The following is a 24367-nucleotide window of genomic DNA, read 5'->3' as shown; positions in this document are numbered from 1 at the left end:
TTTACTGAATTGCGTGACCGTAGCAAATTCACCGTGTCAGTACGCTGCGTAGAATCTCGAAATTGATATTTCGGTCCGGCGTACTGAGGGAAAATCATGAGCGCAGCGGTAAAAGTCTGGCAGGAAGCGGTCGAACTCCCGACCTGGCTGACAGGAAAGCAGGACACACACCCGATGTTTCTGGCACACCGGGTTTATCAGGGATCTTCCGGTGCGGTCTACCCGTACGGCGTGACAGATACGCTGACCGGTGAAAAGGTCATGAAAACCTATCAGGCGTTATATCTGGAAAATGATTTTATTAAAATCATGCTGTTACCGGAGCTGGGCGGTCGGGTCCATCGTGCCTGGGACAAAATAAAACAGCGAGATTTTGTCTATTACAACGAAGTGGTGAAACCCGCGCTGGTCGGTTTACTCGGGCCGTGGATTTCAGGCGGTATCGAATTTAACTGGCCGCAGCATCACCGTCCGACCACTTTTATGCCGGTGGATTTCACTCTTCAGGCACAGGATAACGGCGCGCAAACCGTGTGGATGGGCGAAGTGGAACCGATGCGCGGTTTGCAGGTAATGACCGGTTTTACCCTCTATCCAGACAAAGCGCTGCTGGAAATCAGCGCCAAAATTTACAACGGCAACCCGACGCCACGCCATTTCCTGTGGTGGGCTAACCCGGCAGTCACTGGCGGAGACGGGCATCAGAGTGTATTCCCGCCAGATGTCACCGCCGTTTTCGATCACGGTAAACGCGATGTATCTTCCTTCCCGATGGCGACCGGCACCTACTACAAAGTGGATTATTCAGCGGGCGTGGATATCTCGCGCTACAAAAATATTCCCGTTCCGACGTCCTACATGGCCGACAAATCTGACTATGACTTCGTGGGCGCCTATGACCACGACCAGCAGGGCGGATTACTGCATATCGCCGACCATCATGTGTCGCCGGGCAAAAAGCAGTGGACGTGGGGCAACTGCGATTTTGGTCGTGCATGGGATCGCAATCTGACCGATAACAACGGGCCTTATATTGAGCTGATGACCGGCGTATTTACCGATAATCAGCCGGATTTCACCTGGCTGGATGCTTACGAGGAGAAGTGTTTCGTGCAAAACTTCCTGCCTTACAGCTGTCTGGGCACGGTGCAGAACGCCTCTGAGCAGGCGGTGATCAAACTTGAACGTCACGGGCAAAAACTGACGTGGGGCGTCTATGCCGTCAGCCCGTTAATTGCCGCGCGGATTGAGATTGCTTCTGAGGATGGCACGCAAATTTTGCTGGAAAAGGACATCACTTTGCAGCCGGGCGATGTGCTTCAGGGCGAACTGAGCGGTGAATTCCCGTCACGCCTGCGGCTTCGTTTGCGCGATGATCAGGGTAATGAGCTGTTGTCTTATCTGGAGCATCAGGCCAGCGAGACGCCGTTGCCGTCGCCTGCCAGCGCGCCATTGCCGGCGCAGGACATCACTTCTGCGGATGAAGCCTGGTTTATCGGACAGCATCTTGAGCAATACAACCATGCCAGTCAGGGAGCGGTGAATTATTACCGGCGTGGTGTGGAACTGGACGCGCTGGATTATCGCTGCAATCTGGCGCTGGCCACGCTCAGTTACAATCAGGCGAATTTCACTCAGGCGCTGGCTTTTGCTGATACGGCGCTGAGCCGGGCACACCGGCTGAATAAGAATCCGCAATGCGGGCTGGCGAGTCTTGTTCGTGCAAATGCACTTGAGGAGACCGGTGATTTTGACGTGGCTTTTGACAGTTATTACCGCGCCGTGTGGAGCGGTAATGCCAAATCCGGTGGCTATTTCGGGCTGGCAAAGATAGCTACACGCCGTAAACAGTATCCGCAGGCACTGAGTTTCTGCGAGCAGGGGCTGGCAACGCAGGCGAACCATTACGGCCTGATCGGCCTGAAAGCCACGTTGCTGTGCCTGATGAGCCAGGACGCCCGGACCTATATCGAAGCACATTTAACACTTTACCCGCTGCATTACCTTCTGCACTTCCTGCGTTATCACCTTTCGCCTGATGTGAAATCGGCCGCGCAACTGCGGGATGTCACCAGACAGCGTGGCGAAAGTGCCATGAATATTGCTGGTCAGCTGACCGGTTGCGGGCTAGATGCGCTGGCACTGGAAGCGCTGAACGTGCTGAAAAGTCGGGAAACCTTGCCGCTGTATTTGCAGGCTTCCCTTCAAAAAGAAGGGCGTGAGGCGTTATGTCTGGCTGCACGAAATGCCTTCCCGCAGCATGTCCGTTTCCCGCAATGGCTGGCGGAAGTTCGCATGCTTGCGGCTTTCCCGGATGACGCATTTGCCCTGCATTTACTGGCGTCTTTTCATTACAGCAAAGGCAATACACAGTCGGCGGTCGCCCGCTGGCAGCGTTGTCTGGAACTGGAACCGGACTTTGCGGATGCATGGCGCGGTCTGGGAATTAATGCGTGGAACCAGAAGCAGGATGGTGCCGAAGCGCGCCGCTGTCTGGAAGAGGCATGCCGTTTACAGCCACAGGATGCGCGGCTGTTATTTGAATCCGACCTGCTTAATCGTCTGACCGGCGTAGCCCCGCAAATCCGTCTGGCTCGGCTGGAGAAAGTGCTGCCCGTCGCCACACAGCGTGACGACCTGACTGCTGAATTACTCAGTTTGTATAACCAGTGCGGGCAGTTACAGGCAGCAAGGGCGCTGCTGGCTGACCGGAAATTTCATCCGTGGGAAGGCGGTGAAGGGCGTATCACCGGTCAGTATCTGCTGAACAAGCAACTGCAGGCGTTTGAATATCTCAGTGCCGGGGATGTGATTGCCGCGCAGGCGCAGCTGTTATCCGCGCTGGAATATCCGCAAAACCTCAGCGAAGGGCGGCTGGTCGGGCAAACCGATAACGATATCTGCTTCTGGCTGGGTATTTGTGCGCAAAAACTTCAGCAGCATAAACAGGCACAGGCGTGGTTTGAGCGCGCAGCGGCGGGTGATAAAGGGATTGGTGAGCGCCGCTATTACAACGATCAGCCGGTAGATTATTTGTTCTATCAGGGCATGGCGCTGCGCAAACTTAACGATGTGGCGCAAAGCCGTCAGGTCTTCCGACAAATGCTGGAATGGGCGGAGAGCGCAGCGGACCAGCCTGTGCAGGCTGATTTCTTCGCGGTGTCATTGCCGGATTTAGTCGTGCTGACCGGCGACCGTCAGAAAGAGCATCGCATTCACTGTCTGCTGGTAAAAGCGCTGGCCCTGCGTGGTCTGGGAGACGAGGCCTTTGCCGATGTGTTACAGCAAATCTTCGCGCTGGACCCTTCCTGTGCCAAAGCGTATCTCTTCTTGCAGTTGCCGGATTGCTGAATGAAGGAGAAGAGAACAATGCCGCTGTATTCTCTCGATAATCATCATCTTGCACTGACAGTGTCGCCTTGCGGCGGCACTATCCTGCAACTGCTGGCAAAGCGGGCGGACGGCAATGTTCACCTGCTGCGCCCGTCAGTATTGAGTGAGGAAACACCCGCCGCAGAGTCGGCTTGTTTTCCTCTTCTTCCCTTTGGTAACCGTCTGAAAGGCAATGATTTTTATTTTAAAGGGCGTCATTATACACTGCCGCCCAACACCGGGGACGCGCATTATCTGCATGGCGATGGCTGGCTGGGAAACTGGCAATGCACTTTCCAGAATGAAGATGCGCTGACGCTGGCCTTTACGCATCGCAGCGACAGTTACTGCTATTGCGCGGAGCAGCATTTTTCTCTGCATGATGACCGGCTGGATATCAGCTTATGTATCACCAATCAGGGGACTGAATCCCTGCCTTTCGGGCTGGGATGGCATCCGTTTTTCCCGCTCAGCGAAACTACTCGTCTTCAGGCAAAGGCGTCCGGTTACTGGCAGGAGGACGCGCAGTGGCTGGCGGGAAAACATCATCACGCACTGCCTGCCGGTCTGGATTTCAATACGCCTCAGCCGCTTCCCCGTCACTGGGTGAATAACGGTTTTTCCGGCGGGGATGGCAAGGCTGAGATTGTATGGCCGGGAGCCGGACATAAGCTTTCGCTGACCACATCTCCGGAATGTCCGGTATTTTTCCTGTTTATATCCGACAGCCGTTTCGATGCAGGCTGTCAGCATGATTTCTTCTGCTTTGAACCCATGACCCATGCGCCAAATGATCACCATTTGCCGCATGGGGGCTCGCTGCGGGTGTTATCTCCCGGCGAATCCCTGACACAGCAAATGTCGCTGCACAGCGCGACGATTAACATCCCGGAATGAGGAATGCTTATGTCTGACTCAAAAGCTTTGAATATGCCCTACGTGTGGATGATTTGCCTGGTGGCTGCCTGCGGCGGCTTATTGTTTGGCTATGACTGGGTGGTAATCGGCGGGGCCAAACCCTTCTACGAAGCGTATTTCGGGATAACAGATGCGGCAATGTCCGGCTGGGCGATGAGCTCCGCATTGCTGGGTTGCGTGCTGGGCGCGGCGGGTTCGGGATCACTGTCCGACCGTTACGGACGCCGCCTTCCTCTGATTATCGCCGCAGTGCTTTTCACCGCATCGGGTGTCGGAACGGCGCTGGCCTTCAGCTTTAATAGCTTTGTTTTCTGGCGAATTGTCGGCGGCGTCGGGATTGGCCTGGCATCCGCACTGGCACCGGTTTATATCGCTGAAATCAGTCCGGCAGAAAAGCGCGGACGCTTTGTGGCGGTGAATCAGCTGACAATTGTGCTGGGGGTGCTGGCTGCGCAGCTTATTAATCTGATGATTGCCGAACCGGTCGCCTCTGCCGCCGTACAGGCAGATATTTTACAGAGCTGGAATGGTCAAACCGGCTGGCGTTATATGTTTGGTGCCGAAGCTATTCCGGCCGCCATCTTCCTGATCATGATGTTCGTGGTGCCTGAATCCCCGCGCTGGCTGGCGAAAGCTAACCGGTATCCGCAGGCGGAAAAAGTCCTGCAACGTATCGGTTCTATGGAATATGCCCGCGTTACGCTGGCGGATATTCGTCGCTCGCTGGGCTCGGAAAACCAGAAGGTGCCGTTCTCTGCGTTGTGGGAACCGCGCGTCAGGCCGGTCATTCTGATGGGGATAGTACTGGCGGTTTTCCAGCAATGGTGCGGGATCAATGTGATATTCAACTATGCACAGGAGATTTTTGCCTCGGCGGGATTTGATATCAACGACACCCTCAAATCAATTGTCGCCACCGGCCTCATCAACCTGATTTTCACCTTACTGGCGCTGCCGCTGGTGGATAGAATTGGCCGCCGTCGCCTGATGCAGCTGGGTTCGGCGGGGCTGACGATCATTTATATTTTGATCGGGCTGTCTTACTCATTTGGTGTCACGGGATTACCGGTGTTGCTGCTGGTGCTGGTGGCTATCGCCATTTATGCCATGACGCTGGCGCCGGTGACCTGGGTATTGCTGTCAGAAATCTTCCCTAACCGGGTGCGCGGTAACGCGATGGCGGTTGGCACGCTGGCATTGTGGATCGCCTGTTTCCTGCTGACCTACACCTTCCCGCTGATGAACGCGGCTTTGGGCGCGGCGGGCAGTTTCTTCATCTACGCTGTTATCTGTCTGGCGGGTTGGATTTTCATCCAGTGCAAAGTGCCGGAAACCCGCGGGGTGACGCTCGAAGTACTGGAACAGCGCCTCAGCCGCACTGACGCCGAGCGGAAAGCCGAAAAAGCGGCGATGTCCGAAAGCCACTAAACCCCGCAAGATGCCGAATCTTTGTTCTGTGGTATAATCAGCGATTACCTTCCCTCTGGCGTTGCGCCGGAGGGAGCGCCACGAACCCCTTCAGCGAATGTCAGGCCGATGTCAGAAACTCAACACGCAATGCCCCAGACCACTCCGTTTTCCGCCCAGCGTTTTTCCGTTGCGCCGATGCTTGACTGGACCGATCGCCACTGTCGCCATTTTCACCGGCTGATGACCGGCCAGACGTTGTTGTACACCGAAATGGTGACCACCGGTGCCATTATTCACGGCAAAGGGGATTATCTCGGGTTTGGCGACGCAGAGCATCCGGTGTCATTGCAGCTTGGCGGCAGCAATCCGGCTGACCTTGCGCATTGCGCGAAACTGGCAGAAGAGCGGGGTTATGACGAAATTAACCTCAACGTCGGTTGTCCGTCAGATCGCGTGCAGAACGGCATGTTTGGTGCCTGTCTGATGGGGCAGGCGTCTCTGGTGGCGGATTGCATCAAAGCCATGCGCGATGTGGTCTCGATTCCGGTCACGGTCAAAACCCGTATCGGCATTGACGAGCAGGACAGCTACGAATTCCTGTGCGATTTTATCCGTCAGGTTTCAGAAAATGGCGGCTGCAATACCTTCATTATCCATGCGCGCAAAGCCTGGCTTTCCGGTCTCAGCCCGAAAGAAAACCGTGAAATTCCGCCGCTCGATTATCCGCGTGTGTATCAGCTTAAGCGTGATTTCCCGCAGCTGACGATGGCGATTAACGGCGGCATTAAAACCCTCGAAGAAGCCAAAACGCATCTGCAATTTATGGATGGCGTAATGGTCGGTCGCGAGGCTTACCAGAATCCGGGTATGTTGCTGAACGTGGATCGCGAGCTGTTTGGCTCCGTCGCACCGCTGAAAACCGGGCCGGATATTATCCGCGCGCTGTATCCTTATATCGAAGCGGAACTGAGCAAAGGCACCTATCTGGGCCACATTACCCGCCATATCCTCGGCCTGTTCCAGGGCGTGCCGGGCGCGCGTCAGTTCCGTCGTCACCTGAGTGAAAACGCACATAAAGCAGGCGCGGGCATCGATGTTGTTGAACAGGCATTGCAGATGGTCGCTCAGCAGCAGGAAATGGCCACGCAGGCGTAAAAACAGGGTGAGCAAACTCACTATCTGTTAGTCAAATTTACTATGTTTTCGCAGGTCGTTCGTGCCTGCGAATTATTTAATCTTTACTATTCAATTAATTATTTATTTCATCACACTGGCACGTTTCTTGTAATAGCTAACGTGTGTTCTGACATCACGTCTTATTGCACATGGCTTATTAAGGAGCACCCGATGCTGGAAATTCTCTTCGTGCTTGGTTTTTTCTTTATGCTGATGCTGACCGGCATTTCGTTGCTGGGCATGGTCGCTGCGCTGATCGTCGCATTTGCTGTGATGATGTTGGGGGGCTTTCTGGTAATTGTTATAAAAATGTTGCCTTGGTTGATTCTGGCCGTGGTCGCCGTGTGGATTTACCGGGCATTTATTAAACCGGATCAGCCAAAATATCGTCGCCGCCGTCTGCCATAACTTCTGCTGCCGATAAGTGATTTCTGTAACTGCATGAAATACAGATGATTAACGGTGGTCTTTTAAGCACAAAAATGTAACCGTTGCAGCGATAACTTTTGCTTATGTGCTAGCGATCACAAGCTGGGTCAGAATGTGCGGTCAAAGTGCATAAATCATATTTTTTAACATGGGTGACTGTTAGGATGGAATTCATTGGCAGCCGGCAGGCTGTAAAACGAATTCATCAAGTCCGCTGAGGCATACAATAGTCGCTTAAGTGACATCGCCCTGTGGATTTACCCGGCAGTACCCTACAGCAGTACCCGTCTGAAATCAGAGGTCGTCTGAGTCAGGCAGTAAAAAAGGCTTTCACATCAGTGAAAGCCTTTTTTGCATTTAAGGGATCAGTAAACTTGAGCCTTGCGTCACGCGACTTTCCAGCGTTTCATGTGCGCGTCTGGCTTCTGAGAGCGGGAATTTCTGCGCATCGCTGACGTCCACTTTTATCGCTCCGCTGGCAATCAGTGAAAACAGTTCGCTGCTCGCCTGCGCCAGTTCTTCGCGGTTCGTCACGTAGCCATTCAGGGACGGGCGCGTCACGAACAACGAACCTTTCTGATTGAGGATCGCCAGATCCACGCCTTTTACCGGCCCCGAAGCGTTGCCGAAACTGACCAGTAACCCGCGGCGTTTCAAGCTGTTCAGCGATTTCTCGAAGGTGTCTTTGCCAACGGAATCGTAAACCACTCCGACTTTTTCGCCATTTGTCAGGTCCGACACGCGGGTCGCGATATCTTCTTTTTGATAATTAATCGTCGCCCAGGCTCCGGCCTGACTGGCGCGTTCAGCTTTTTCATCAGAACCGACTGTTCCGATCAGTTTCACGCCCAGCGCTTTGGCCCACTGGCAGGCAATCAGGCCAACGCCACCGGCGGCAGCATGGAAAAGAATAGTTTCACCCGCCTGCACTTCGTGAGTCTGGCGCAGTAAATAGTAAACCGTCAGCCCTTTAAGGAAGGAGGCCGCCGCCTGTTCAAAACTGATGGCGTCCGGCAGCAGGGCGATTTTTTCCTGTGGCACGTTATGGAATTCGCTGTAAGCGCCGAGCGCCGACTGTGCGTACACCACACGGTCACCCGGTTTAATACCGGTCACATCGTGGCCGACTTTCGTCACAATTCCCGCTGCTTCAGTACCTAAACCGGCCGGAAAACTGGCGGGCGCATACAGACCGCTGCGCACGTAAGTATCGATATAGTTGATACCGATAGCTTTGTTCTCGACCTGAACTTCGCCAGCCTGCGGATCTTGTGGCTGATAATCAACGTATTGCAGAACGTCGGGTGTGCCTGTTTCAGAAAACTGGATGCGCTTTGCCATGTTTTTCCCTCGTGATGGAGTCTGATTTCAACCCTAGGCTAAATGTCCGGGACAATCCAGATTTTCGGCACTAAGGGTTAATACCCTTTTGAAATGGTTTATACTGTCGCGCGAGTCTGGCTCCGAATTTTGGAAACCCGACGCTCATAAAACAGGCGCTTAGAGCAGGAACTAATCCACAGATGGCAGCAAAAAAACCGACCAATCAACAGAACGAAAACCGCGATCGCCAGATGGAAGGATTGAAACTTCCGCCGCATTCGCTGGAAGCTGAACAATCCGTTCTGGGCGGGCTGATGCTGGACAACGAACGCTGGGATAACGTCGCCGAGCGCGTGGTCAGCAATGACTTCTTCAGCCGCCCGCATCGCCTGATTTTCACCGAAATGCAGCGTTTGCTGGAAATGAGCAAACCGATCGACCTGATAACGCTTTCTGAATCTCTGGAACAGAAAGGCGATCTGGATTCTGTCGGCGGTTTTGCGTATCTGGCAGAACTCTCGAAAAACACTCCAAGTGCGGCGAACATCGGCGCTTATGCCGACATCGTGCGTGAACGCGCCGTCGTGCGTGAAATGATTTCCGTCGCCAATGAAATTGCCGATGCGGGGTATGATCCGCAGGGGCGCAGCAGCGAAGACCTGCTGGATTTAGCTGAATCCCGTGTATTCCAGATTGCCGAAAGCCGTGCCAGCAAAGACGAAGGCCCGAAAAGCATCGACCGCATTCTGGAAAGCACCGTTTCCCGTATCGAAGAATTGTTCCAGCGCCCGCACGACGGCGTAACCGGTGTTTCTACCGGCTATGCGGATCTCGATAAGAAAACTGCTGGCTTGCAAAAATCTGACCTGATTATCGTGGCGGCACGTCCGTCGATGGGTAAAACCACTTTTGCGATGAACCTCGCCGAAAACGCCGCGATGATGCAGGACAAACCGGTCTTAATCTTTAGTCTGGAGATGCCCGGCGACCAGATCATGATGCGTATGCTGGCGTCGCTTTCCCGCGTTGATCAGACCAAAATCCGTACCGGTCAGCTCGATGATGAGGACTGGGCGCGAATTTCCAGCACTATGGGCATTCTGCTCGAAAAACGTAACATGTATATTGATGACTCGTCCGGCCTGACGCCAACCGAAGTCCGTTCGCGCGCGCGACGCATCTTCCGTGAGCACGGCGGCCTGAGCCTGATCATGATCGACTACCTCCAGCTGATGCGTGTTCCGGCGCTGTCCGATAACCGTACGCTGGAAATCGCCGAAATCTCCCGCTCGCTGAAAGCGCTGGCGAAAGAATTGCAGGTGCCGGTAGTGGCGCTGTCTCAGCTGAACCGAAGCCTGGAGCAACGTGCCGATAAACGCCCGGTCAACTCCGACTTACGTGAATCCGGCTCCATCGAGCAGGATGCCGACTTAATCATGTTCATCTATCGTGACGAGGTCTATCACGATAACAGTGAAGAAAAAGGCATCGCGCAAATCATCCTCGGTAAACAACGTAACGGTCCGATCGGTACCGTCCGCCTGACCTTTAATGGTCAGTGGTCGCGGTTTGATAACTATGGCGGCCCGCAATACGACGAAGACTAGTGCGGAGCTAGCTTACTTGCCATTTTGAACCCGGGCAGTGCTCAAAATCCTCACGTACTTTGTGTACGCTCCGGTTTTTCCGCGCTGGCCGTGTCCAAATTGGCCGCGACGCTGACGCCCCTAAGCATTAGCGGTTAGGTTAACACTCTCAATTTCATGCAAAGGACTCAAAATGAAAGCGGCTACGGCTGTCATTGATCGCCGCGCTCTGCGACACAATCTGCAACGGGTGCGTCATCTGGCACCTCAAAGTCGTCTGGTTGCAGTTGTGAAAGCAAACGCTTATGGGCATGGTCTGTTAGAGACGGTGCACAGCCTGCAGGACGCCGATTATTACGGTGTTTCCCGGCTCAGTGAGGCGCTGACACTGCGCAAAGCCGGTATCGTAAAACCCATTCTCCTGCTTGAAGGTTTTTTCTCCGCCAGCGAATTACCTTTACTGACTGACCATCAGCTCGATACCGCTATCCATAGCATTGAACAGCTGGAAGCGCTGGAAAGCGCGGACCTTGCGCGTCCGCTGAATGTCTGGCTGAAAATCGACACCGGAATGCACCGTTTGGGCGTTCATCCCGCGCAGGCAGAAGCGTTTTATCAGCGCCTGAGCGCCTGCAAAAATGTCGTTCAGCCGGTCAATATGATGAGCCATTTCTGCCGCGCCGATGAGCCGCAAAGTGACGCGACGCCGAAACAGCTGGACAGCTTTAATGCGTTTGCCGACGGCAAGCCGGGGCAGAAATCAATCGCGGCGTCTGGCGGGATTTTGCTTTGGCCGGAATCGCATATGAATCTGGTTCGTCCCGGCATTATTTTGTACGGCGTTTCGCCGATGGAAACCGGTACGGCCAGCGATTTCGGGCTGCAACCGGCCATGACGCTGACCTCCAGTCTGATCGCCGTGCGTGACCATTTCGCCGGAGAATCTGTCGGTTACGGCGGTACCTGGGTCAGCGACAGTGATACTCGTCTTGGCGTGGTCGCGATGGGTTATGGCGACGGTTATCCGCGCAGCGCACCGAATGGTACGCCGGTGCTGGTCAATGGCCGCGAAGTGCCGATTGCGGGGCGCGTCTCTATGGACATGATCACCGTCGATTTAGGGCCGCAGGCGTCGGATAAGGTCGGGGATGAAGTGATTTTCTGGGGCGAAAAATTACCGGCTGAGCGCATCGCGCAGGCAACCGGTATCAGTGCGTATGAGCTGATTACCCAGCTCAGCGAGCGCGTTGCCCGCATTTATACTGGCGACTAAACCTTACTTTTTCACCGCCAGCCACTGGCTGACAATCTTCTGATATTCGCCGGTGGCTTTACTCAGGTGCAGCCACTGGTCGACATACATCTTCCAGCTCACGTCATCACGCGGCAGCATGTAGGCTTTTTCGCCATATTGCAGCGGCTTTTTCGGGTTCACCGCACACAGTTTCGGGTAATGCTTCTGCTGATACAGCGCTTCTGACGCATCCGTAATCATCACGTCTGCTTTCTTATCCACCAGTTTCTGGAAGATCGTCACGTTATCGCTCAGCGTCAGTGTGCCCTTTGGCAGATGGCTGTGGACGAATGCTTCATTGGTGCCGCCCGCCGGTTCAATCAGGCGCACGGATGGCCGGTTCAGCTGTTCAACGGTCTGGTACTGACGCACGTTTTCACAACGCACCAGCGGAATTTTCCCGTCCTGATCCAGAACGTTTGCGAACCAGGCTTTTTGCTGGCGCTTCAGCGTGACGGAAATCCCGCCCATCGCGATATCGCAATGACCGGCGCTCATTTCGTCCGGCAGGGATTTCCAGGTGACCGGCACCCAGTTCACTTTCACGTCCAGACTTGCTGCCAGCGATTGCGCCATCGCGATATCAATACCTTCATATTCCCCATTTTTTTTCAAAAAAGTATATGGCTTGTAGTCGCCGGTAGTGCAGACATTCAGCGAGCCTTTCTGTAATACGCGCTCAAGATGGGAAGACGTGGTATCCGCTTTTGCGAAAGCAGGCAAAGCAGACAGTAATGCGAGAGAGTAGAGTACTTTTTTCATTATTTTTTCCTTGCGGTAACAATGAGCGCAAGTATAAGAAAAAACAGCCGATAAGTATTTAACCGGTATAGTCTTTGCAATAAGAATTCGAAACATAAAAATTAAAACGACAGGAAAGGTGCCATGTATAGCGTTGATGATTATGACCTGAAAATTCTGACCTTATTACAAGCCAACGGAAGACTGACCAACCAGGAATTAAGCGAACTGGTCGGGCTGTCGGCCTCGCAATGTTCACGCCGCCGGATTGGTCTGGAGCAGGCTCAGTTAATTCTCGGTTATCACGCGCGTCTGGCGCCGGAAGCGCTCGGCTTAGGCATGATAGGCCTGATTGAAGTCAGGCTGATCAACCATTTACCCGCGCAGGTCGAGGCTTTCCATAGCATGCTGGGGGAAGTGGCTGCTATCATTGATGCTTATAAAACGACCGGTGATGCGGATTATTTGCTCAAAGTCGCCGTAAAAGACTTAGCCGCTTTAAGCACGTTGATCAGCCAAATCCTGTCAGTGCATAAAAGTGTGGCCCATGTGAAAACATCGGTCGTGCTTAACCGCTTAAAAGAAAACGGGTTATTAACACTGAGTTGAGAAATATAACCCTGTATTTTTTGCGCACTGTTATGGTGATTTATTTTGGTGCAAGCTCACTTTAATGGTGCATTATTTTGAATTGATATGCGCACTCCGTGCATGTAAAGAATAATTAACGCGTAATAAAATCTTATTTTCGATTTTTAATGCAAATTCCGTGCGTGAATATTGCCTTAATTCCTCATCTCATTAATTATCTCAAAATCAGACTTTAGGATTATTATTTTTGGGTACGGGGAATTATGGCAAGTGTAGACGACATCAAACAGCCGGTTGAGCAGCCGCGCATCGGGCATACGCGGGTGGAAGATGCGCTGGCGATCATTATCGGTACGCTGATGGTTTCATTTGGCGTAGTGATGTTACGTCAGGTCGGCGCGCTGACTGGCGGCACAGCGGGGATGGCCTTTCTGGCGCATTACGTGACGCAGATTTCGTTCGGTACTGCCTTTTTTATCATCAACTTACCTTTCTATTATCTCTCTTTCCGCCGTATGGGTTTGCAGTTCACGCTGAAAACTTTCGCTGCGGTCGCGCTGGTTTCCGTATTCTCCGATCTGCATCCGATGTTTGTGCATTTCGATCATCTTCAACCGTTCTACGCCACGTTGTTTGCCAATGTGATTATGGGCATCGGCTTCATTGTGCTGTTCCGCCACAAGGCCAGCCTGGGCGGCGTGAACATTCTGGCGCTGTACCTGCAAGATAAATACGGTATCCGCGCCGGTAAACTGCAGATGGGCGTGGATTGCTGCATCGTGCTGGCGTCGTTGTTTGTGGTGAGTTACGAAATGCTGATTGCCTCGGTGCTGGGCGCGGTGATCGTCAACCTGATTATCGCGATGAATCACCGTCCGGGGCGCTACAGCGTCTGAATATACAGATAAAAAAATGGCGCAGGGATATGAACCCTGCGCCATTTTTGACTGTACACCAGTATAAATTATGCGCCGAAGCCGCCGTCAATTGTCAGGTTCGCACCGGTGATGTAACCCGCTTCAGGGCCGGAAAGATAGGCCACAAAGCTGGCGATTTCACTGTCTTTACCATAGCGGTTGAGCGCCATGTAAGAACGCATACCGTCGGCCATTTCGCCGTCTGCCGGATTCATATCCGTATCCACCGGGCCGGGTTGCACGTTATTCACGGTAATACCGCGCGGACCTAAATCGCGGGCCAGACCTTTGGTGAGGCCGACGATAGCGGATTTACTCATGGCATACACCGCGCCACCCTGGAAGGGCATGCGGTCGGCGTTGACGCTGCCGATGGTGATGATGCGTCCGCCGTCAGGCATGTGACGCGCTGCCTGTTGGCTGGCGACAAACACGCTGCGCACGTTGATGGCAATGGACCGGTCAAAATCATCTATTGTCAGTGCATCAATTTCGCCGAAGGCCAGTACACCGGCGTTATTCACCAGAATATCGATTTTGCCGAAGGTTTTTGCCGCGCTGTCGATAGCGGTGCGAACGCTGTTTTCATCGGCGCTGTCGGCTTTAATCGCCAGTGCTTTACCGCCACCGGCTTCGATACTTTTTACCAGTGCCTGTGCTTTGTCTTCAGATGAGACGTAAGTGAAGGCCACGCTGGCACCTTCACTGGCCAGACGTTTAACGATGGCGGCGCCGATGCCGCGTGAACCGCCCTGTACAAAAGCGGCTTTACCTTGCAGTGAGTGCTGTGTGGTCATTTTCTGTTGCTCCGGATGATGAAGTTAATCGGGTTGGTTAACCGAGTATTCACCTGATCCGTCCGGTGAACTAGCCGGTAAACGCTATAATCATTTCAAACTAACAGTTTGAAATCGGAGTAAACGGATGCTTGTTCATCTTGATTGCTTTGTCATCAGCGCGGATAACGGCAGCTTTTCAGCGGCTGCGCGACAACTCGGACTGACCTCGGCGGCGGTAGGGAAAAATGTGACGACGCTGGAAACACAACTTGGCGTGCGCCTGTTTCAGCGTAGTACACGTAAGCTGATGCTGACGGAAGCCGGTGAGCGATTTCTTCAGGAAGTGCGTGGCGGGCTGACGGCGGTAAAAATGGCGATGCAGGGACTTTCCACCTCAACGGAACGTCCTTCCGGCACGCTGAAAGTCAGTATGGGCACTTTTTTTGGCATGCATTTTATCCTGCCATTGCTGGTCGAATTTCTGACCCGTTATCCGGATATTGAGCCTGACTGGGAATTCGATAACCGCAAAATAGATCTGATCGGTGAGCGTTTTGATGCCGCCATCGGCGGTGGATTCGATTTACCGCAGGGGATTGTGGCACGCGAACTGGCACCGGTACATGCCGTGCTGGCGGCGTCACCGGCTTATCTGAGCCAGCACCCGCCGTTTCTCGAGCCGGAAGATCTGGCGCGAAGCGCAGGCATCCGCATCCGTTCGCCGCAAACCGGACGCATACGCAACTATATGCTGCGTAATGCTTCGGGGCAGGAGGCGCCGGTGAATTTACCCGTACGCATGACGTTTAATGAACCCGAAGCCTGTTGCCGTGCGGCTGAAATGGGGCTGGGAATGGTGATGGCTAACATGCCGGATCTTCTCCCTGCGCTGGAGAGCGGGAAACTGGTGCGCGTACTTCCTGAATGGTATGCAGAGGCGGGGGCTGTTTTCCTTTATTTTCCGACACATAAACTGCTTCCGGCCAAGACGCGGGTATTCGTCGATTTTATTATTGAGAAATTCCGTGAGCACCGCATCGCCCGGCGTATTGATGCGCGGATCACCGCACAAAAAATGCCCGACAAATGACAACATAGTTGTCATCTTTTTTAACGAACTTTGATAGTCTGTGAAACAGTCGCGAAGCACCTGGCTACGGGGAGCTTATCGCCGCGCTACTCAACCAAACCAAGGAGATGTATACCGTGTTCCAACATGTCGATGCCTATGCCGGTGACCCGATTTTGTCGCTGATGGAAAGCTTCAAGACCGATCCGAGACAAGATAAGGTAAACCTGAGCATCGGTCTTTATTACGACGAGCAGGGTATTATTCCGCAACTGGCTGCGGTGGAAAATGCAGAAAACCAGCTGAACGCCGGGCCACAGGCCGCGTCAGTGTATCTGCCAATGGAAGGCCTGCCAGCATACCGTGCGGGCATTCAGGAACTGCTGTTTGGTGCCGAGCATCCGGCGCTGAAACAACAGCGTATCGCAACGATTCAGACCGTCGGCGGTTCCGGCGCGCTGAAAGTGGGTGCGGATTTCCTGAAGTTTTATTTCCCGGATTCAGAAGTTTACGTGAGTGACCCGACCTGGGAAAACCACGTGGCTATCTTTGGCGGCGCAGGTTTCAAAGTGCATACCTATCCGTACTTTGACGCAGAAACGCTGGGTGTGAATTTCACCGCGATGATCGAACGCCTGAAAACTTTACCGGCGCAAAGTATCGTGCTGCTGCACCCGTGCTGTCACAACCCGACGGGTTCTGACCTGACGCCAGCGCAGTGGGACCAGGTGATTGAAGTCACCAAACAGCGCGAGCTGATCCCGTTCCTCGACATCGCTTATCAGGGTTTTGGCGCAGGCATTGATGACGATGCTTACGCCATCCGTGCAATGGCCGCAGCGGGCGTGAACTGCTTCGTCAGCAACTCCTTCTCGAAAATTTTCTCTCTGTATGGTGAACGCGTCGGCGGATTGTCCGTGGTCTGTGAAGACAGCGAAGCCGCAGGCCGCGTGCTGGGTCAGCTGAAAGCGACTGTGCGCCGTAACTACTCCAGCCCGCCGAATTTCGGGGCGAAAGTGGTGGCGAAAGTACTGAGCGACAGCGCCCTGAACGCGCAGTGGAAAGCGGAAGTCGAGAAAATGCGTACCCGTATTCTCGAAATGCGCCACACGCTGGTCGACAGCCTGAAAACCGCTTTGCCGGGCCGTAATTTTGACTACCTGCTGCAACAGCGCGGGATGTTCAGCTATACCTGTTTCAGCGAAGCGCAGGTGGTTCGTCTGCGTGAAGAATTCGGCGTATACCTGATCCTCAGTGGTCGCGTGTGCATGGCTGGCCTGAATCACCATAATGTTAAACAGGTAGCTGAAGCCTTCGCCGCCGTGCAGTAAATCCTCGTCATAATTCGGGCTGCTGCTGCGTGGGTTGCGCTCACTAAGGTCGACAGAAATGTCGGCCTTTTTTGTATTTGCGATCTTCTACCTTTCTTTTTTGCGATGTTGCTGCACACTAAATAGACGATTCCGGTTCGCGGAGTCGTCAACATCAGACAAGGAGAGAGGCCAAAATGACCAGTTCGGAATTGCTCGACTACTGCATGGGAAAACCCGGAGCAGAACAAAGTACCCAAAATCAGCTCGGTGCCAATCAGATAAAAGTGGGCGGCGTAATGTTCGCCATGTTCTGCGATTGCCAGGGACATGAAGCGGTATCGCTGAAAACCAGCACCGGCATGGCCGGCAAGTTACGCGCTGAACACACCTGCATTCTTCCGGGTAAGAATCTCAACAAGGCGCACTGGAATACCGTAGTTCTCGATGGCACCTTGCCGGATTCTCAATTTTATTCCCTGATCGACAGTTCTTATCAGACGGTCGTCTCCGGTTTAGAAGAGCATCTGCGTCAGGAAATTGGCAACTGATCGCCCGACCATTGACCGGTTTTCAGTGTCGCAGGTGAGAACTCCGCCGGTGCTGCACGCCACGGCAACGCAGCGCGAAAACGCCACACGCGGGTGATATCCAGACTCCAGTAACGTTCCGCGCCTGCCGGACCGGGAAACGCTTCCGGCTGCCAGTGGATCTGCGTATGTCCCTGAAGATGTAAAATATCGCCGTTATCGAAATCCATAAACAGCAGCGCTGCACGCGGTTCTGCCAGTAAATTTCCCAACGTATTCATGTATCTGTTGCCGCGAAAATCCGGCACCCACAGCCGGTTTCCAACCAGATGGGCAAATCCCGGCTGACCGCCGCGATGCGACACATCCGCACCGCCATGCGCGTGACTGGCGATGAAAAACGTGTCAGAGCGCGCAATCAGCGCACGGGCGTCGGCATCCGGCTCCGTCATATCTTCCCGTGGAGGCAGCGGTGAACTGACCGGCATTTCCGTCAGTTTGCGGATCTGAATATACTGCGGACAATTACCAAAACTCTGATCGACAACGATCTCGATCCGGTTTTTATCAATGCGTCCGATCTTGCCGTTCACGCGATTACGTCGCCGGTTGGAAAAGTCGATCCCCAGTCCGCCGATCTGTTTTCCCGGCTGTAAAGCGGCCAGCGCCGGATCGTCCGCCCGTCTCGGCGCGTTCACCCGCAAATGTGTGTCATCCGGCGTGCGGATAAAACCGGCAGGCCCGGTCAGGAGCGTTGCCACCGGCCAGCCGTTTTCGTCCAGCGTTGAGATAAACAAATAGGGCAGCGCGGCGAAAAACAGCCGATGCTGTTCCGGCATCGCTTCACGGATACCGTGTGCTTCGACGTCAAACCCTGCCATGTCCTGAGCCAGGATTTCGTCTGCATGGAAAGGGTTATTCATCGTGTTTACCCCACAATTTCAGGCAAAGGTAACGGCGGAAGCGGCGTAAAGCCGGGCAGACTTTCAATCCGCACAAGCCAGCGCTGAATGGCCGGATAACCGGTCAGAGCAACGCCGCCTTCCGGTGCGGTCGCCACATAGCTGTAACAGGCCAGATCGGCAATCGTCGCGCGCTCCGTCGCCAGAAACTCACGGTTTTCCAGATGATTGTCCAGTTGCGGCAAGAATCTTGCTGAAATCTTCAGGGCGCTTTCATAGGCTTCCGGCGCAGAAAACTGTTTGACCATACGCGCAGACGCCGGACCGAAACGCACTTCCCCGGCGGCACGGGATAACCATTTTTGCACCTCGGCGGCCTTCAGCGGATCTTCCGGCAACCAGTGGCTGTCGGGCGCATAGCGCTTTACCAGATACACCAAAATCGCGTTGCTGTCGGTGAGCACGTGTTCACCGTCGATAAGAACGGGGATCTGGCGCAGCGGATTGAGCTGCGCAAATTCTTCTGTCTGGCGCACGTCGGCACCGGCTTCCGTAGCTTCAAACGGCAGATTTAGCATATTCAGCAGCAAGGTCACGCGGTGACAGTGGCCGGAAAGCGGCGTGCTGTAAAGTTGAATGGCGGGCATGGGCGTCTCCTTTAAGTGTCTGAGAACAACATTACTCTTGCACTAAACGATTGTGATCCACGAAGATTGAAATTGAGTGTTTCACTATGCGGAAGAATCTATGGATCGTTTGGATGAAATGGCGATTTTTGTCGCTGTACTTCAGTATGGCAGCCTGGCGGAAGCCGCCCGTAAACTTCACCGGTCGCCGCCCGCGATCACCCGCGCCATTGCCTCGCTGGAACACCGCTTCGGCGCGAGGCTGGTAGAGCGCACCACGCGCAGCCTGGCACCGACCGAAGCAGGCGCCCGGCTGGCAGAAAAGGCGCGGACGTTGCTCAGTCAGTATCAGAATGCCGTCGAAGATACCGCAGAAACTCAGCTCAGCGGCCTGTTACGTATTACTGCGCCGGTGCAGTTTGGCCGTAAACACGTCGCGCCGCTGGTGATGGAATTTCTGGCGCAGCATCCGGATATGCAAATCGAAATGGTGCTCAATGACCGGAATCTGGATCTGATCGACGAAGGGTTAGATCTGGCAGTACGCATCGGGCATCAGGAAGATTCGGGCAAAGTGGCCCGCAAGGTGGCGGAGGTGACCCGCGTACTGGTCGCCAGTCCGGCGTATCTGGCGCAATACGGCGTGCCGCAGCATCCGGCTGAACTGGCCGCGCATCAGACGGTGATGGGCACGCTGCGCACGCAAATCCGCGAATGGCGTTTCGGGCCGCATGAGGATGATTTGCGTGTCCGGCTTACGCCACGTTTGCTTTCCAACGACGTCGAATCGCAGCTGCTGGCGGTGCGCAGCGGGCAGGGGATTGCGCGCCTGTTGTCTTATCAGGTGAGTGACGATTTGCAGGCGGGCAGTATGGTGCGGCTTCTGGCGAATTTTGAGCCTCTGCCGTTACCGGTACAGCTGGTGGCGCAGCAGGTGCAGCAGATGCCACGAAAGGTCAGGACATTCTGGGATTTCGCTTATCAGCAACTGAGCGCGCTACCGCAGCTTCACGCCCTGAGCGCATCCTCTGAACAGTGACGCAGATCACGTCCGCTTGCGGTAAAAATAACCTACTCTGAGAGTTGTGCAAAAACAGTGAGTTACTTCAGGACAGGTTGTCCGTTTGCTCACGCCAACCCAGAAGGAAAGGATGATGACCCGTAACCGGCTGAATCTTGCCACGCTTTTGATACTGGCGCTCAGTGCGCCAGTCTCCCTGACCGTCTCCGCGCAGAGTTTGCCGCAGGATACGGATGCCTCGGTGCCTGCGAAAAACTACATCACGGCGGTAAATCCTGATTTAACCATTACTTACCGGCTGTATGCGCCGACTGCGGAACACGTTGACGTGGTGACCGGTGCGACGCCGGTGACGTACATTCCGCATCAGATGAAGAAGGATGATAAAGGCGTCTGGAGCTGGACGTCGGAGGCGCAGAAACCGAATCTTTATGAATATTTCTTCAACGTTGATGGTTTGCGCATTGCCGATCCGGGCAGCGCGATGCCGAAGCCGCAGCGTCAGGTGAATACCAGCCTGATCCTGGTACCGGGCAGTATTCTGGATGTGAAAAACGTGCCGCACGGTGAAGTCCGCACGCTGACGTACCATTCCGCCGCGCTGAATTCAGAGCGTCAGGTCGCGGTGTGGACGCCGCCGGATTATACCGACGCGTCACAGCCGCTGCCGGTGCTTTATTTCTATCACGGCTTTGGCGATACCGGCCGCTCGGCGCTGGATCAGGGGCGTATCCCGCAAATCATGGATAACCTGCTGGCGGAGAAAAAAATCGCACCCATGTTAGTGGTTATTCCTGATACCGAAACCGACGCCAAAGGCGTTGTGCCGGAAGATTACGTCACCAAAGATCGCCGCAAAGACTTCTATCCGCGCAATGCTGCGGCGGCAGATAAAGAGCTGACCGGCGACATTATCCCGCTGATTTCTAAAACCTTCCGCGTACGCGATGACGCCGCCGGGCGCGCACTGGCCGGACTTTCACAAGGCGGCTATCAGACTCTGGTCAGCGGCATGACGCATCTCGACCAGTTCGGCTGGCTGGCGACGTTAAGCGGTGTTACCACCACGACAGTCCCGAATGCCGACGTCCAAAAACGCTTCGCTGAACCGGATAAAATCAACGCGCAGCTGAAAAACTTCACGTTAGTTGTGGGAGAAAAAGATGTGGTGACGGGCAAAGATATCGCCGGACTGAAATCTGAGCTGGAAGAGAAAAAGATTAAATTCGATTACCACGAATACCCGAATCTCGGCCACGAAATGGACGTCTGGCGTCCGGCCTACGCGGAGTTTGTGCAGAAGATCTTTAAGTAAGTTTGAACCGCAATGCAGAAGGGTTAGCTCCTCCCCTGCGAAGGGGAGGAGCTCTTTTACGTTAAGCGCTTTTCTTCGCCTGCTGGCGGTGGCGTTCCAGCAACGGTTTCAGGAAGCGGGCGGTGTGCGATTCTTTGCACTCCGCGACGGTTTCCGGTGTACCGGCGACAAGAATCTGTCCCCCGCCCGCGCCGCCTTCCGGCCCGAGGTCGACAATCCAGTCTGCGGTTTTAATCACATCCAGGTTGTGTTCAATCACCACGATGGTATTACCCTGATCGCGTAACTGATGCAGTACTTCCAGCAGTTGCTGAATATCGGCAAAGTGCAGGCCGGTAGTCGGTTCGTCGAGAATATACAGCGTCTGACCAGTACCGCGTTTGGACAGCTCACGCGCCAGTTTCACGCGCTGCGCTTCACCGCCGGACAGCGTGGTCGCCGACTGGCCGAGGCTGATGTAGGTCAGACCGACGTCGATCAGCGTCTGCAATTTACGCGCAAGGGCAGGAACGGCATCGAAGAAACCACGTGCTTCTTCAATGGTCATTTCCAGCACTTCGTGGATGCTCTTGCCTTTGTATTTAATTTCCAGCGTTTCGCGGTTATAGCGTTTGCCTTTGCACTGGTCGCACGGCACATAAATATCCGGCAGGAAGTGCATTTCGACTTTGATCACGCCGTCGCCCTGACAGGCTTCGCAGCGTCCGCCTTTGACGTTGAAACTGAAACGTCCCGGCGTATAACCGCGTGAACGCGATTCCGGTACACCGGCAAACAGCTCGCGCACCGGTGTGAAAATGCCGGTGTAAGTCGCCGGGTTAGAACGCGGCGTACGGCCAATCGGGCTCTGATCGATATCGATGACTTTATCGAAATGTCCCAGACCTTCGATTTCGCGATACGGAGCCGCTTCGGCAATCGTCGCGCCGTTCAGCTCCCGTTGTGCAAGCGGGAACAGTGTATCGTTGATCAGCGTCGACTTACCCGAACCGGACACACCGGTGATGCAGGTAAACAGGCCTACCGGTAGCGTCAGCGTCACGTCTTTCAGGTTGTTGCCTTTCGCGCCGGAAAGTTTCAGCACTTTGGCCGCATCTGCAGGAACACGCTGCGCCGGTACAGAAATTTCACGTTTACCGCTCAGGAACTGGCCGGTCAGTGAGTTTTCCGTCGCCATGATGTCTTCCGCGGTGCCTTCAGCCACCACTTCGCCGCCATGTACGCCAGCTCCCGGACCGATATCAATAATATGGTCAGCGGCGCGGATCGCGTCTTCGTCGTGCTCGACCACAATCACGGTATTACCCAGATCGCGCAGATGGATCAGGGTTTCCAGCAGACGCTCATTGTCGCGCTGATGCAGGCCGATAGACGGCTCATCCAGCACGTACATCACGCCCACCAGACCGGCACCAATCTGGCTCGCCAGACGGATACGCTGGGCTTCGCCGCCGGACAGCGTTTCCGCAGAACGGGACAGCGAGAGGTAATTCAGGCCGACGTTCACCAGGAATTTCAGGCGATCGCCAATCTCTTTCAGCACTTTCTCAGCAATTTTGGCACGCTGGCCGCTGAGTTTCATATTGCGGAAGAAATCCATCGCATGGCCGATGCTGAAATCAGAGATTTCCGGCAGTGTGGTTTCTTCGACAAACACGTTGCGCGCTTCCTCACGCAGGCGGGTGCCACGACATGAAGTACACGGACGGTTGCTGATGTATTTCGACAGTTCTTCACGTACCGCGCTGGATTCCGTCTCTTTATAACGACGTTCCATATTGTGCAGCACGCCTTCAAACGGATGGCGACGGATAGAGGTATCACCGCGATCGTTGATGTATTTGAATTCAATCGTGGTTTTGCCGGAGCCATGCAGAATGGCGTGTTGCACATCGCTGCTCAGTTCGTTAAACGGCGCTTCCACGTCAAAATCATAATGCTCGCCAAGAGAGCGCAGCATCTGGAAGTAATAGAAGTTACGGCGATCCCAGCCACGAATTGCGCCACCTGCCAGAGAAAGCTCAGGGTTTTGCACCACGCGTTCAGGGTCGAAGAACTGCTGCACGCCCAGGCCGTCACAGGTCGGACAGGCACCGGCCGGGTTGTTGAACGAGAACATACGCGGCTCAAGCTCGCGCATGCTGTAGCCGCACACCGGGCAGGCGAAGTTGGCGGAAAACAGCATCTCATCGGCTTTCGGGTCATCCATATCGGCGACTACCGCGGTGCCGCCGGAAAGCTCGAGCGCGGTTTCAAACGATTCCGCCAGACGCTGCGCCAGATCATCACGCACTTTAAAGCGGTCAACCACCACTTCAATGGTGTGTTTTTTCTGTAATTCCAGTTTTGGCGGATCAGACAGGTCACACACTTCGCCGTCGATACGCGCGCGGATATAGCCCTGCGATGCCAGGTTTTCCAGCGTCTTGGTGTGCTCGCCTTTGCGATCTTTAACAATCGTCGCCAGCAACATCAGGCGCTGACCTTCCGGCTGCGCCAGCACGTTATCCACCATCTGACTGACGGTCTGGGCTGACAGCGGAATATTATGATCCGGGCAGCGCGGCTCGCCCACGCGGGCAAACAGCAGACGCAGGTAGTCGTGGATTTCAGTGATCGTCCCGACGGTAGAACGCGGGTTGTGCGACGTTGATTTTTGCTCAATCGAAATCGCCGGAGACAGACCTTCAATATGGTCGACGTCCGGTTTTTCCATTAAGGATAAAAATTGGCGTGCGTAGGCAGACAGCGACTCGACGTAGCGGCGCTGACCTTCGGCGTACAGCGTATCGAACGCCAGAGAGGACTTGCCTGAACCGGATAAGCCGGTGACAACAATCAATTTGTCGCGCGGGATAATCAGGTTGATATTCTTGAGATTATGGGTGCGTGCGCCCCGAACTTCGATCTTATCCATTCATCATTCCCGGATTAACTTGATAGCTCACCGTGCCGGTGACCGTCGTGAGATACAGCTTCGCGCCAGCCATCGAATCGGGCACAGAGAAGAACGTAACGCGCAATTATGACACAAATCACAGCCCATGCCACCCCAAAA

The 24367-nt window shown here is 54.4% G+C and carries 20 protein-coding genes; 14 read left to right on the top strand and 6 right to left on the bottom strand.

Annotated features, from left to right (window positions below; genetic code table 11):
- The first annotated feature begins 96 nt into the window (after nucleotides 1-96).
- The 5 genes from J1784_RS13510 to pspG all read left to right on the top strand — a co-directional run bounded on the left by J1784_RS13510 (nucleotide 97) and on the right by pspG (nucleotide 7284).
- Nucleotides 97-3351, top strand: coding sequence for a DUF5107 domain-containing protein (locus J1784_RS13510; protein WP_217149650.1), 3255 nt, complete (start codon nucleotides 97-99; stop codon nucleotides 3349-3351).
- An 18-nt stretch (nucleotides 3352-3369) separates the two neighbouring features.
- A complete protein-coding gene (locus tag J1784_RS13505; RefSeq protein WP_217149649.1) occupies nucleotides 3370-4269 on the top strand; it encodes an aldose 1-epimerase in 900 nt (299 codons plus the stop codon).
- 9 nt (nucleotides 4270-4278) lie between these two features.
- Nucleotides 4279-5718 carry a sugar porter family MFS transporter gene (locus J1784_RS13500; RefSeq protein ID WP_217149648.1) on the top strand — a complete coding sequence of 480 codons (1440 nt, stop codon included), beginning with the start codon at nucleotides 4279-4281 and terminating at the stop codon, nucleotides 5716-5718.
- A 129-nt stretch (nucleotides 5719-5847) separates the two neighbouring features.
- Nucleotides 5848-6855, top strand: coding sequence for a tRNA dihydrouridine(20/20a) synthase DusA (gene dusA / locus J1784_RS13495; RefSeq protein ID WP_217149647.1), 1008 nt, complete (start codon nucleotides 5848-5850; stop codon nucleotides 6853-6855).
- Between the two features lie 192 nt (nucleotides 6856-7047).
- The gene (gene pspG, locus J1784_RS13490; RefSeq protein ID WP_217149646.1) at nucleotides 7048-7284 is read left to right on the top strand and encodes an envelope stress response protein PspG; all 237 of its coding nucleotides are present in this window, start codon (nucleotides 7048-7050) and stop codon (nucleotides 7282-7284) included.
- A gap of 378 nt (nucleotides 7285-7662) precedes the next feature.
- Here pspG and J1784_RS13485 read toward each other — a convergent pair whose 3' ends face one another.
- The gene (locus J1784_RS13485) at nucleotides 7663-8646 is read right to left on the bottom strand and encodes a quinone oxidoreductase (protein WP_217149645.1); all 984 of its coding nucleotides are present in this window, start codon (nucleotides 8644-8646) and stop codon (nucleotides 7663-7665) included.
- Between the two features lie 182 nt (nucleotides 8647-8828).
- Here J1784_RS13485 and dnaB point away from each other — a divergent pair, with 182 nt between their 5' ends.
- Nucleotides 8829-10235, top strand: a complete 1407-nt coding sequence (gene dnaB, locus J1784_RS13480; RefSeq protein WP_013577363.1) for a replicative DNA helicase — start codon at nucleotides 8829-8831, stop codon at nucleotides 10233-10235.
- Nucleotides 10236-10407: 172 nt separating this feature from the next.
- Entirely contained in the window at nucleotides 10408-11487 is a 1080-nt protein-coding gene (gene alr / locus J1784_RS13475; protein ID WP_217149644.1) for an alanine racemase, read from the top strand.
- Between the two features lie 3 nt (nucleotides 11488-11490).
- On the opposite strand, the gene J1784_RS13470 is transcribed toward alr, so the two are convergent.
- Entirely contained in the window at nucleotides 11491-12270 is a 780-nt protein-coding gene (locus tag J1784_RS13470) for a transporter substrate-binding domain-containing protein (RefSeq protein WP_217149643.1), read from the bottom strand.
- 123 nt (nucleotides 12271-12393) lie between these two features.
- Here J1784_RS13470 and J1784_RS13465 point away from each other — a divergent pair, with 123 nt between their 5' ends.
- Complete coding sequence (locus J1784_RS13465; RefSeq protein ID WP_217149642.1) at nucleotides 12394-12858, top strand: Lrp/AsnC family transcriptional regulator; 465 nt, start codon at nucleotides 12394-12396, stop codon at nucleotides 12856-12858.
- Nucleotides 12859-13103: 245 nt separating this feature from the next.
- Nucleotides 13104-13736 (top strand): YitT family protein, encoded by a 633-nt coding sequence (locus tag J1784_RS13460; RefSeq protein ID WP_217149641.1) that lies wholly within the window; start codon nucleotides 13104-13106, stop codon nucleotides 13734-13736.
- 68 nt (nucleotides 13737-13804) lie between these two features.
- Here J1784_RS13460 and J1784_RS13455 read toward each other — a convergent pair whose 3' ends face one another.
- The gene (locus J1784_RS13455; protein WP_217149640.1) at nucleotides 13805-14554 is read right to left on the bottom strand and encodes a 3-oxoacyl-ACP reductase family protein; all 750 of its coding nucleotides are present in this window, start codon (nucleotides 14552-14554) and stop codon (nucleotides 13805-13807) included.
- Nucleotides 14555-14681: 127 nt separating this feature from the next.
- Between J1784_RS13455 and J1784_RS13450 the strand changes: the two genes are divergently transcribed.
- The 3 genes from J1784_RS13450 to J1784_RS13440 all read left to right on the top strand — a co-directional run bounded on the left by J1784_RS13450 (nucleotide 14682) and on the right by J1784_RS13440 (nucleotide 17466).
- Nucleotides 14682-15626 (top strand): LysR family transcriptional regulator, encoded by a 945-nt coding sequence (locus J1784_RS13450; protein ID WP_217149639.1) that lies wholly within the window; start codon nucleotides 14682-14684, stop codon nucleotides 15624-15626.
- 116 nt (nucleotides 15627-15742) lie between these two features.
- The gene (locus J1784_RS13445; RefSeq protein ID WP_217149638.1) at nucleotides 15743-16936 is read left to right on the top strand and encodes an amino acid aminotransferase; all 1194 of its coding nucleotides are present in this window, start codon (nucleotides 15743-15745) and stop codon (nucleotides 16934-16936) included.
- A gap of 176 nt (nucleotides 16937-17112) precedes the next feature.
- On the top strand, nucleotides 17113-17466 hold the full coding sequence (locus J1784_RS13440; RefSeq protein ID WP_217149637.1) for an MmcQ/YjbR family DNA-binding protein: 354 nt from the start codon (nucleotides 17113-17115) through the stop codon (nucleotides 17464-17466).
- On the opposite strand, the gene J1784_RS13435 is transcribed toward J1784_RS13440, so the two are convergent.
- Nucleotides 17448-18368: a pyridoxamine 5'-phosphate oxidase family protein gene (locus J1784_RS13435; protein ID WP_217149636.1), complete on the bottom strand. Its 921-nt coding sequence runs from the start codon at nucleotides 18366-18368 to the stop codon at nucleotides 17448-17450. The two genes, J1784_RS13440 and J1784_RS13435, sit on opposite strands and share 19 nt — an antisense overlap.
- Before the next feature lie 5 nt (nucleotides 18369-18373).
- A complete protein-coding gene (locus J1784_RS13430) occupies nucleotides 18374-18994 on the bottom strand; it encodes a glutathione S-transferase family protein (RefSeq protein WP_217149635.1) in 621 nt (206 codons plus the stop codon).
- A gap of 100 nt (nucleotides 18995-19094) precedes the next feature.
- Between J1784_RS13430 and J1784_RS13425 the strand changes: the two genes are divergently transcribed.
- The gene (locus J1784_RS13425; protein WP_217149634.1) at nucleotides 19095-20012 is read left to right on the top strand and encodes a LysR family transcriptional regulator; all 918 of its coding nucleotides are present in this window, start codon (nucleotides 19095-19097) and stop codon (nucleotides 20010-20012) included.
- A 115-nt stretch (nucleotides 20013-20127) separates the two neighbouring features.
- On the top strand, nucleotides 20128-21309 hold the full coding sequence (locus J1784_RS13420) for an esterase (protein WP_217149683.1): 1182 nt from the start codon (nucleotides 20128-20130) through the stop codon (nucleotides 21307-21309).
- Nucleotides 21310-21370: 61 nt separating this feature from the next.
- On the opposite strand, the gene uvrA is transcribed toward J1784_RS13420, so the two are convergent.
- Complete coding sequence (gene uvrA / locus J1784_RS13415) at nucleotides 21371-24226, bottom strand: excinuclease ABC subunit UvrA (RefSeq protein ID WP_217149633.1); 2856 nt, start codon at nucleotides 24224-24226, stop codon at nucleotides 21371-21373.
- Nucleotides 24227-24367 lie beyond the last annotated feature (141 nt).

Source organism: Rahnella ecdela (genome assembly GCF_019049625.1).
In the GTDB taxonomy this organism is placed as follows: domain Bacteria; phylum Pseudomonadota; class Gammaproteobacteria; order Enterobacterales; family Enterobacteriaceae; genus Rahnella; species Rahnella ecdela.
The sequence above is the reverse complement of the archived record's forward strand: the minus strand, read 5'-3'. Positions and strand labels throughout refer to the sequence as shown.

Coding starts and splice junctions, on each gene's coding strand:
- J1784_RS13470 (WP_217149643.1), bottom strand. CDS start 12,270: ATGAAAAAAGTACTCTACTCTCTCGCATTACTGTCTGCTTTGCCTGCT.
- pspG (WP_217149646.1), top strand. CDS start 7,048: ATGCTGGAAATTCTCTTCGTGCTTGGTTTTTTCTTTATGCTGATGCTG.
- J1784_RS13420 (WP_217149683.1), top strand. CDS start 20,128: ATGACCCGTAACCGGCTGAATCTTGCCACGCTTTTGATACTGGCGCTC.
- J1784_RS13465 (WP_217149642.1), top strand. CDS start 12,394: ATGTATAGCGTTGATGATTATGACCTGAAAATTCTGACCTTATTACAA.
- J1784_RS13510 (WP_217149650.1), top strand. CDS start 97: ATGAGCGCAGCGGTAAAAGTCTGGCAGGAAGCGGTCGAACTCCCGACC.
- J1784_RS13450 (WP_217149639.1), top strand. CDS start 14,682: ATGCTTGTTCATCTTGATTGCTTTGTCATCAGCGCGGATAACGGCAGC.
- J1784_RS13500 (WP_217149648.1), top strand. CDS start 4,279: ATGTCTGACTCAAAAGCTTTGAATATGCCCTACGTGTGGATGATTTGC.
- J1784_RS13435 (WP_217149636.1), bottom strand. CDS start 18,368: ATGAATAACCCTTTCCATGCAGACGAAATCCTGGCTCAGGACATGGCA.
- J1784_RS13505 (WP_217149649.1), top strand. CDS start 3,370: ATGCCGCTGTATTCTCTCGATAATCATCATCTTGCACTGACAGTGTCG.
- uvrA (WP_217149633.1), bottom strand. CDS start 24,226: ATGGATAAGATCGAAGTTCGGGGCGCACGCACCCATAATCTCAAGAAT.
- J1784_RS13485 (WP_217149645.1), bottom strand. CDS start 8,646: ATGGCAAAGCGCATCCAGTTTTCTGAAACAGGCACACCCGACGTTCTG.
- J1784_RS13425 (WP_217149634.1), top strand. CDS start 19,095: ATGGATCGTTTGGATGAAATGGCGATTTTTGTCGCTGTACTTCAGTAT.
- J1784_RS13460 (WP_217149641.1), top strand. CDS start 13,104: ATGGCAAGTGTAGACGACATCAAACAGCCGGTTGAGCAGCCGCGCATC.
- J1784_RS13430 (WP_217149635.1), bottom strand. CDS start 18,994: ATGCCCGCCATTCAACTTTACAGCACGCCGCTTTCCGGCCACTGTCAC.
- J1784_RS13440 (WP_217149637.1), top strand. CDS start 17,113: ATGACCAGTTCGGAATTGCTCGACTACTGCATGGGAAAACCCGGAGCA.
- J1784_RS13455 (WP_217149640.1), bottom strand. CDS start 14,554: ATGACCACACAGCACTCACTGCAAGGTAAAGCCGCTTTTGTACAGGGC.
- dnaB (WP_013577363.1), top strand. CDS start 8,829: ATGGCAGCAAAAAAACCGACCAATCAACAGAACGAAAACCGCGATCGC.
- alr (WP_217149644.1), top strand. CDS start 10,408: ATGAAAGCGGCTACGGCTGTCATTGATCGCCGCGCTCTGCGACACAAT.
- dusA (WP_217149647.1), top strand. CDS start 5,848: ATGCCCCAGACCACTCCGTTTTCCGCCCAGCGTTTTTCCGTTGCGCCG.